General features: G+C 67.5%; 7 protein-coding genes and 1 pseudogene. All 8 read right to left on the bottom strand.

The features are described 5' to 3' along the window. Positions 1-449 precede the first annotated feature (449 nt). Positions 450-1022 carry a 2,4'-dihydroxyacetophenone dioxygenase family protein gene (locus EQG76_RS23315; protein ID WP_200841054.1) on the bottom strand — a complete coding sequence of 191 codons (573 nt, stop codon included), beginning with the start codon at positions 1020-1022 and terminating at the stop codon, positions 450-452. A 64-nt stretch (positions 1023-1086) separates the two neighbouring features. Further along, the gene (locus EQG76_RS23310) at positions 1087-2298 is read right to left on the bottom strand and encodes an ABC transporter substrate-binding protein (RefSeq protein WP_159716754.1); all 1212 of its coding nucleotides are present in this window, start codon (positions 2296-2298) and stop codon (positions 1087-1089) included. 26 nt (positions 2299-2324) lie between these two features. Continuing rightward, positions 2325-4064 carry an acetolactate synthase catalytic subunit gene (locus EQG76_RS23305; protein ID WP_159716752.1) on the bottom strand — a complete coding sequence of 580 codons (1740 nt, stop codon included), beginning with the start codon at positions 4062-4064 and terminating at the stop codon, positions 2325-2327. 17 nt (positions 4065-4081) lie between these two features. Next, complete coding sequence (gene fabG, locus EQG76_RS23300; RefSeq protein WP_159716750.1) at positions 4082-4870, bottom strand: 3-oxoacyl-ACP reductase FabG; 789 nt, start codon at positions 4868-4870, stop codon at positions 4082-4084. Between the two features lie 9 nt (positions 4871-4879). Continuing rightward, positions 4880-5584: an ABC transporter ATP-binding protein gene (locus EQG76_RS23295; RefSeq protein ID WP_159716748.1), complete on the bottom strand. Its 705-nt coding sequence runs from the start codon at positions 5582-5584 to the stop codon at positions 4880-4882. Further along, the gene (locus EQG76_RS23290) at positions 5571-7382 is read right to left on the bottom strand and encodes a branched-chain amino acid ABC transporter ATP-binding protein/permease (RefSeq protein WP_159716746.1); all 1812 of its coding nucleotides are present in this window, start codon (positions 7380-7382) and stop codon (positions 5571-5573) included. Before EQG76_RS23290 ends, EQG76_RS23295 begins: the two co-directional genes overlap by 14 nt. Positions 7383-7392: 10 nt before the next feature. Next, a complete protein-coding gene (locus EQG76_RS23285) occupies positions 7393-8268 on the bottom strand; it encodes a branched-chain amino acid ABC transporter permease (protein ID WP_159716744.1) in 876 nt (291 codons plus the stop codon). A 28-nt stretch (positions 8269-8296) separates the two neighbouring features. Then, positions 8297-8475, bottom strand: a pseudogene (locus EQG76_RS33630) (ABC transporter substrate-binding protein); the annotation flags it as partial.

Genomic DNA, 8475 nt, shown 5'->3' with positions numbered 1-8475 from the left:
GCGGCCGCAAAGCCCGCCAGTCAGGTCGTCGCCACCAGCCACACCAGCGACCGCACCATCCACCACCAAAGTCGACTCGCGCCCTGAACCGCTCCAGGCGCTGGTTGCTGTCGAAGGTGACCGCAACCAGCGCTTCCACCAAGACTCCCTGACCTAGCACCTTGTGCCATAGCTGCCTGTGGCCACGCCATCACGATCGACTCACAGCAGCAGCGTCAGGGCCGGTGTTTCGCGGCACTCAGCCACGGCTGCTGTGCCGCTACTCGGCGCCACAAAAATTCGGCAGCATAAGGTTCTGTTAACGCTTCAACTGCAACCTCACCGGCACGTTACGTAATTAGTGAAGTAGAAGGCCGGTGCCGGCCGCGCTCGATGGCACGGCCCGGTTCAGGCCGGCGTGCTGGAACGTCGCGATGATCGGGCCGCGTCCTGAGCGGCCCCCGTATGGCTCAGCGGACGAACTGCTCCACATAGGCCGAGCCCAGGCCCCGGGCCTCAAAGTGGCGCTGCGCTGCTTCCAGCTTGGTGAACACGTCCTCGTAGCCGAGCGCCTCGCCCTGCGGGTCGACATAGGAATAACCGCCGGTGACGTGGAACAGGGTGATCATGCCCTCGGCATCCTCGGGCACCACCAGCGTGTGGGTCTCGCCCGGGGGCTCGAACACATAGTCGCCCTCGCGGGCCACCCAGTCATGCTCCAGATAGTGCCAGGAGCCCTTCAGCGTGAAGGCGTGGACCGGGCCGAAATGGCGGTGGCGGGACAGGACACCCGCCTTCTTGACCTTCAGGATGTTGACGTAGAAGCCCTGGGTGACGTTCAGGACCAGGGGCTTGAACCAGACGTCCTTAGCCTGGGGTACCCAGTGCGGGTCGTCCTCCGCGAGCGACAGGCCGCCGCCGAAGAAGATGTCGGGGACCATGCCAGCCGGCTGCGGACGCTGATACGCGATCCGGCTCGGATCCATCCGGCGGCTGGCGGGATCGCCGGACTGGGATTGCGCCGGGCTGGCGGCACTCGACATCGGGCAGGGCTCCAAAAAAAGGTGAAGGGCCGGGTAAGCTTCACAGCGCCCGGCCCCCTTGGTCTCAGGGGGTGTTGAAGCGCGGTTCGGCGAACGCGGCGTTCTTCGGATAGATCGTCACGAGCTGGCCGTCCTGCCACTGCATTCCGTAGTAGAAGGCGCGGGTGTTCTGGCCGTTCTGGTCGAACTTGACGCCGTAGCCGGTGGCGGTCTGCCCGATCGGCACGTCCATGGCGGCCACGGTCTCGCGGATCGTGTCGGGCTCGAAGCCTTTGGCCTTGTCCAGCGCCTCCAGGATCGCGAGCGAGCCCGCATAGTTGACGAGCGAATGGCCGGAGCGCGGCGCCTGGTTGTACTTCTTCTGGTAGGCCTCGACGAATCCCTCGATGCCTGGAGCGGCTTCGGGATTGATCTTGTATTGCGGGAAGTCGACATCAAACACGCCGTCGATCAGGTCATGGCCCACCGAATCCGCGGCCTGCTGCATCGAGTAGCCGCCGCCGGCACCCACGAACGCCTTGGGCTTGAAGCCGGCCTCGTGCGCCTGGCGCAGGAACAGGACCGTGTCGTTCAGGTACGAGGTCTGGATGACCACGTCGACCTCGGCCTGCTGCAGCGCCAGGATGATCGAGGACATGTCGACCGTGCTGGCGGGGTAGGCATGCTCCTGGACGACGTTCAGGCCGTGCTTCTGCGCCGCCTCCAGCTTGTACTTGCCGACCGAGGCGCCGAAGCTGCTGTCCTCGTAGAGCAGCGCGATCTTCAGCTCCTTCGGATCGACGTTCAGGGCAGGGGCCACCACCTCGCGCACCAGGTCGATGGTGGTCTCACCGGTCTGGATCGCGGTGGGATTGGTACGGAACAGGTACTTGAAGCCGCGATTGGTGAGGTCGGCCGTGACCGCACCCAGCTCGAAATAGGGAATGCCGGCAAGCTCGGCCACCTGGCTCGCCGCCATGGAGCGGCCGGACGAATAAGTCCCGAAAATGGCGGCCACCGATTCCACCGAGGTCAGCCGGCGGGCCTCGCCGATCGCCTGGTTGTTGTCGACGGCGTCGCCCCTGGCCAGCACGATCTGCTCGCCCTGGATGCCGCCCTTGGCGTTCATCTCCTCGACCGCCAGCTCCAGGCCGCGGAAGCTCTCCTCGCCGAGCAGCGCCAGCTCACCGCTGAACGGGTAGAGTGCGCCGAACTTGACGTCCGCCCAGGCCGGCTGGGCTGCCAGGAGGGCAGCCCCGAGTACGGCGAGGGCGGTACTGTTCTTCCAGTTGTTCATGTTCGCCTCCCTGATCCGAATGCGTGTCAGTAATCCAGGCGCTCGTTCGCCTCGAACATGGTGATCGGCGGATAGGCCCTCTGGTCGGTCACCACGTCGATCACGGTGGTCCGATCCGCGGCCAGCGCCTCCTTCAGGGCCGGCAGGAACTGCTCCGGGCGCTCGACCCGCACGCCGTGGCAGCCGCAGGCCTTCGCGATCATGGCATGGTCGACCGCCTCGAAGTCGCAGACGTCACTGTAGCCGTCGAACAGCACCTTCTCGGCATGCTTCTGGTAGCCGAGGATCTGGTTGTTCAGGACGATCAGCACGACCGGCAGCTTCATCCGTCGCGAGGTCTCCAGTTCCGACCAGACATGGGCGAAGCCGCCATCACCGGCTAGGCAGATGACGGGAGCGTCCGGCCGGGCGGTCTTGGCACCCAGCGCGAACGGCAGGCCCCAGCCCAGGCCCGCGATGCCGCGGGGCGTGATGAAGCGGGCACCGGCCTTGCGCGCGGTCAGGTAGTTGGCGACCCAGATCGAGGCGTAGCTGGCATCGGCCACCACAATCGATTCCGGGGTGAGCACCTGGTCCAGGTCGAGCATCAGACGCTCGGGCCGGACCGGGGCGGCGTCCAGGTCCAGCGTGCTGGTGATGTCGGCTTGCCAGGATTCGCGCGCGGCGGCGATCTTCCGCTCCAGGGCGGCCCGGCCTTCTTGGCGAAGCGACAGGTCCTGGTCCCGCAGGGCGTGGGTGAGGGCGCGCAGGGTCAGCCTGGCATCGCCCACCAGGCGCATCGCCTCGTAGTTCCGGCCGACCTCCTGGCTGTCCACGTCCAGATGGATGTAGCGGGCGTTCTTCGGATAGAGCTGCCAGCTGTCCGTGCCGTTCTGGTTGGTGCGGTTGCCGACCAGCAGGACGACATCGGCCTCCTCCACCAGCGGGCGGAGATGCTGCGCACGGCCGCGCAGGCCCATGAAATAGCCGACCGGCCCCACTGAGAGCGGGTGGGTCTCAGCGACCGTGCCCTTGCCCATGGCGGTGGTAGCGACCGGGAAGCCCAGTTCCTGCAGGGCCGTCAGTTCAGCCGTGGCATCCGAGGAGTGGACGCCGCCGCCGGCGATTACCAGGGGCGCCTTGGCAGCGGCCAGGACGGCGGCGGCCTCGGCGACCGCGGTCGGATCGGCCACGGTGCGGTCGAGCGGATAGGTGCCGAGCGAGGCGATCCGCTTGCCCGAGCCGATCTTGGGCGTGTCGATGAACAGGTCGACCGGGGCGATCAGGACGGCCGGGCCAGGGCGGCCCGATGCGGCGGCGGTGAACGCCATGTCGACATAGTCGTCGATCCGGTCGGCCTCGGAGACCCGGCGGATCCACTTCGCCACGCCCTTGAACAGGTCGAGATGGTCCAGTTCCTGGAAGGCGTTCTTGTCGGTCTGCTGGCGATGGACGTCCTGGACGATCGCGACTACCGGGATCGACGCCTTGTAGGCCTCGGCCAGGCCAGGCACCAGCAGGGTGGCGGCCGGACCGTTCTGCCCGGTCACCACCGGCACCTTGTGCGAGACCCGCGCGAACGCATCGGCCATGGCGGCACCTGCGTTCTCCGTACGGTAGCCGATCTGGCGGATGCCGAACTCCGGTGCCACCAGGAACAGGGCGGACGGGATGCTCTGGCCGAAGATCACCTCGACGCCGTGGCGCTTGAGCGCGGCGGCGAAGGTGTGGGCGCCGGACATGTTGGCGATGGAATGGCCCTGGCTGGGGGCGGCCTCGGTGGGCATAGCGCGTTCCTGCTGGTTCAGGTCAACATGAGTCCGCCGGCCACGTCCACGACCTGGCCGGTGATGAAGCTGGCCTCGTCGGAGGTCAGGTAGAGGGCGAGATCGGCGACCTCGTCGGGGCGACCCAGGCGGCGCAATGCGGTCATCTCGATCTGCACCCGGTTGATCTCGTCCGGCACGGTGCGGATCAGCGGCGTGTCGATCCGGCCGGGGGCCAGCGCATTGACGCGGATGCCGTAGGGGCCGAGCTCGGCGGCGGTGTGCTTGGTGAAGCCGATCAGCGCCGCCTTGGTCGCAGCGTAGTGGGCGCCGACCACGTTGGAGTAGGTCTTGCCGGCGATCGAGGACTGGTGGATCAGGACGCCGAAGCCCTTCTCCTTCATGGCCGGGGTGAGCAGCCGAGTCGTGTTGAAGCAGCCGGTCAGGTTGACGTCGACCACCCGGCGCCATTCGTCGGGCGACATCTCATAGACCTGATGGGCCTTGCCGTTGTGCTTGGGCGAGATGCCGGCATTGTTGATGACGGTGTCGAACGTGCCACCCAGCTCCGCCTGGAGCCGCTCCACGGCCTTGGCCAAGGCGTCGTAGTCGGCGACGTCGAAGGCGGCCGCAGCGGCCCGGCCGCCGGCCTCGCGGATCCTACCAGCGACCGCCTCGGCACGGCCGAGGTCGACATCGGTGACGGCGACCTTCGCGGCACGGCGGCCGAAGCCCTCGGCAATCGCGGCACCGATGCCCTGGCCGGCCCCGGTCACCAGCACGATCCGGTCCCGGTGGCTCGGGCGTTTCTGCAGGTCTTCGCTCATCATGGCTCCTCAGATGCCGAGATAGGCCCGGCGGACATGATCGTTCTTCAGGAGGGCAGCGCCGGTGTCGGTCATGGTGATCTCCCCGTTCTCCAGCACGTAGCCGCGATCCGCGATGGAGAGGGTGTGGAACACGTTCTGCTCGACGATCAGCACGGTCACACCGGTGGCCACGATCTTGTCGATGGTCTCGAACACCTGCTTGACGATGATCGGTGCCAGACCCAGCGACGGCTCGTCGAACAGGAGCAGCTTGGGCTTGGCCATCAAGCCGCGGGCAATCGCGACCATCTGCTGCTCGCCACCCGACAGCGAGCCGGCATGCTGGTCGAGCTTCTCCTTCACCCGCGGGAACAGGCTGAAGGCGAACTGCAGCGTTTGGTCGGCCTCGGCGCGGGCGCGCGGCGTGTAGGCGCCCATCAGCAGGTTCTCGCGCACGGTCATGTAGGGGAAGAGCTGGCGGCCCTCGGGAATGAGGGTGATGCCCAGGTCGACCACCTCATGCGCGGGGAGCCGGCCGATGTCCTTGCCCTCGAAGGTGATGCTGCCCTCGGTCGGGCGGACCAGGCCGGCGATGGTGCGGAGCGTGGTGGTCTTGCCGGCACCGTTGGCGCCCACGATGGTCACGACCTCGCCCTGGCCCACCTCGATCGAGATGCCGTGGAGGATGGTGACGCGGCCATAGCCGGCGGAGACGCGCTCAAGCCGCAGCATGGACGAACTCCTCTCCCAGATAGGCCTCGATCACGGCCGGATCACGCACGACGTCCTCGGGCTTGCCGTTGGCCAGCAGCCTTGCGGAGTTGAGCACGACCACCCGGTCGGACAGCGCCATGATCGCCTGCATGACGTGCTCGATCGCGATCACGGTGACGCCGGCATCCCGGATCTTCTCGATCAGCGTGATGGCCTGGCGGATATCAGTCTGGTTCAGGCCGGCCATGACCTCGTCGAGCAGCAGGATGCGCGGCTCGGTGGCCATCACCCGGGCGACCTCCAGGCGCTTCTGGCCGCCGATCGTCAGGTTGCGCGCCTCCATGTCGCGCTGCGCCCACAAGCCCATCCGCTCGGCGACCTCCAGCGCCTTCTCACGCGCCTCCTTGCGGCCGGCATGGTGGTGGAAGGCGCCCACCATGATGTTCTCCAGCACCGTCATCGCGGCAAAGGGCTGAACGATCTGGAAGGTGCGGCCGACCCCGATCCGGGCGAACTCGTGCGGCGAGCCCGGCGTGACCCACTGGCCGTTCCGGTCGCGCACCCGGACCACGCCCGAATCCGGCGGCAGGAAGCCGGAGAGCATGTTGAACAGGGTGGTCTTGCCGGCACCGTTCGGGCCGATGATGCCCAGCACCTCGCCCTGCTGGACGGTAAGGTCGAGGTCCTGGGCGACGCGCAGGCCGCCGAACGCCTTGTTGAGCTTCTCGGCGACCAAAATCGGCTCGCCGATCGTACGGGCCTCCTCCGGCTCTGCCGGGTCGTGGACGAGGGCGCCGGCCGAGGCCTGCAGGGCGCCGGGCTGGGCGGCCGCCTCGTCCGGGCGCGGGTGGGTCTTGCGGGTGAAGAAGCCCACCAGACCGTCCGGCATGAACAGGACGATCAGCACCAGCACCGTGCCGTAGATGAAGCCGTGCAGGCCGATCGCCGAAGCACCCAGCCAGCCGCGGGCGAGCTCGGTGAGCGGGACCACCAGCAGCGTGCCGAGCAGCGGGCCCAGCACGGTGCCGATGCCGCCGATCAGGGCGAACATGGCGATCTGGATCGAGAGCGTCAGCGAGAACATCGCCTCCGGCTCGATGAAGGTCAGGTACATGCCGTGGAAGGTGCCGACCATCGAGGTCAGGGCGGCGGAGATCGCGACCGCCCAGAGGCGCACCTTCAGGCTGTCGATGCCGGCAGCCTGGGCAGCCGGCTCGCGCTCGCGGGTGGCGATCAGGTAGTAGCCGAACCGGCTGTGGCGGATCCAGCCGGCGACCAGCAGGGTCAGCAGCAGGAGGCCGAACGCGATCAGGAGCGAGGGCTCGCGCTCGCGGAAGATCATCCATTCCCAGCCGATCTGCAGCGGGACCATCAGGCCGACCGCACCACCGGTGATGCCCTTGAAGTGCAGGGCCAGCTGGAAGACGACCTCCAGGAAGGCGATGGTGGCCAGCGCGAAGAACGGGCCGCGCAGGCGGAAGCAGGGCACGCTGATCAGCACGGCCACGACCGCGGAGAGGGCGGCGCCGGCGAACATGCCGAACCAGGGCGAGATGCCGTAGGGCACCAGCAGCCCGGCCGTGTAGGCGCCCAGCCCATAGAAGATCGCATGGCCCAGCGAGAGCTGGCCGGCGAAGCCGCCCACGATGTTCCAGGCGGTCGACAGGGCGCCGTAGAGGCAGATCGTGATGAAGATGTGGAACACGAAGTCGGACCGGACGCCCAGCGGGATCGCCAGGATGGCGGCCAGCAGGAGGGCCACCAGGATGGCGCCGCGCTTGTCCAGGCCGAAGGCGGCGAGCTTGCCGTCGTTCATGGTGGCACTCCTATTCCGAGCCGCGGCCGAGACCGAACAGGCCGGTCGGGCGGACCAGGAGGATCAAGAGGAAGATCGCGAAGATCACGACTTCCTTCAGGTCGGGGGCGATGTAGTAGCCGCTGAGACTGTCCACGAGGCCGATGATGAGCGCGCCGATGAAGGCGCCGTGCAGGCTGCCCATGCCGCCCAGCACGACCACTACGAAGGCGGTCAGCACGAAATAGGTCCCAACCGTTGGCGACACCGGGTACATCGGCGCCACCAGCGTCGCGGCCAGGCCCACGCAGGCGGCCCCGATGCCGAAGGTGATGATGTAGATCCGGTTGATGTCGATGCCCATGAGCTGGGCGGCGTGGCGGTGCTGTGCGGTCGCCCGGATCGCGCGGCCGAGATAGGTGCGCTGCAGGAAGAGGTGCAGGCCGCCCACCACCAGGATGCCGGCCACGAACATCACGACATGGCCGGTCAGGATGCGGAACGGGCCGAAGCTCAACGCCGTGCGCGCGCCGTAGGCGGGGGTGGAGTGGATGTCGGCGCCGAACAGGAGCAGCGCCAGATTGATCAGTGCGGTGGACAGACCGACCGTGGCGAAGATCTGCACATGGTGGTCGCGCGCCTCCAGGAGTGGCTGCAGGATGAAGCGCTGGATCAGCACGCCCACCACGAACAGGAGCAGGACCACCGGCGGGGCCAGGGCATAGGGATGCACGCCCAGCTGCGTGGTGAGCAGGAAGGTCGCGTACATCCCGACCATCAAGAGCTCGCCATGGGCGAAGTTGACCAGGCGGATGATGCCGAAGATCAGGGTGAGGCCGACGCTGATGATGGCGAACAGGCCACCCAGCATCAGGCCGTTGAGGACGAGCTGCCAGAAGACGGTCATTCCGGTTGCCTTGTTCCTGCGCCGGGCTTCACTCGGGCTTGGTCAGCCGGACCTCGGCCACGGCCGCTTCGGGCGGCCAGACGGTCACGAGCTTGCCGTCCTGCCACTGCATGCCCATCATCGTGGCCCGCTCGTTCTGGCCGTCCTCCCCGAACTTCACGCCCCAGCCTTCCGGCGTGCCGCCTGCCGGAATGTCGATGGCCTTCA

The organism is Geminicoccus flavidas (assembly GCF_009806515.1).
In the GTDB taxonomy this organism is placed as follows: domain Bacteria; phylum Pseudomonadota; class Alphaproteobacteria; order Geminicoccales; family Geminicoccaceae; genus Geminicoccus; species Geminicoccus flavidus.
Note: the sequence above shows the minus strand (reverse complement) of the source record. Positions and strands in the feature narration are given on the sequence as shown.

Bases quoted from the DNA above. Each gene is read 5' to 3' on its own strand.
- EQG76_RS23315 (WP_200841054.1), bottom strand. From the start codon at position 1,022: ATGTCGAGTGCCGCCAGCCCGGCGCAATCCCAGTCCGGCGATCCCGCC.
- EQG76_RS23310 (WP_159716754.1), bottom strand. From the start codon at position 2,298: ATGAACAACTGGAAGAACAGTACCGCCCTCGCCGTACTCGGGGCTGCC.
- EQG76_RS23305 (WP_159716752.1), bottom strand. From the start codon at position 4,064: ATGCCCACCGAGGCCGCCCCCAGCCAGGGCCATTCCATCGCCAACATG.
- fabG (WP_159716750.1), bottom strand. From the start codon at position 4,870: ATGAGCGAAGACCTGCAGAAACGCCCGAGCCACCGGGACCGGATCGTG.
- EQG76_RS23295 (WP_159716748.1), bottom strand. From the start codon at position 5,584: ATGCTGCGGCTTGAGCGCGTCTCCGCCGGCTATGGCCGCGTCACCATC.
- EQG76_RS23290 (WP_159716746.1), bottom strand. From the start codon at position 7,382: ATGAACGACGGCAAGCTCGCCGCCTTCGGCCTGGACAAGCGCGGCGCC.
- EQG76_RS23285 (WP_159716744.1), bottom strand. From the start codon at position 8,268: ATGACCGTCTTCTGGCAGCTCGTCCTCAACGGCCTGATGCTGGGTGGC.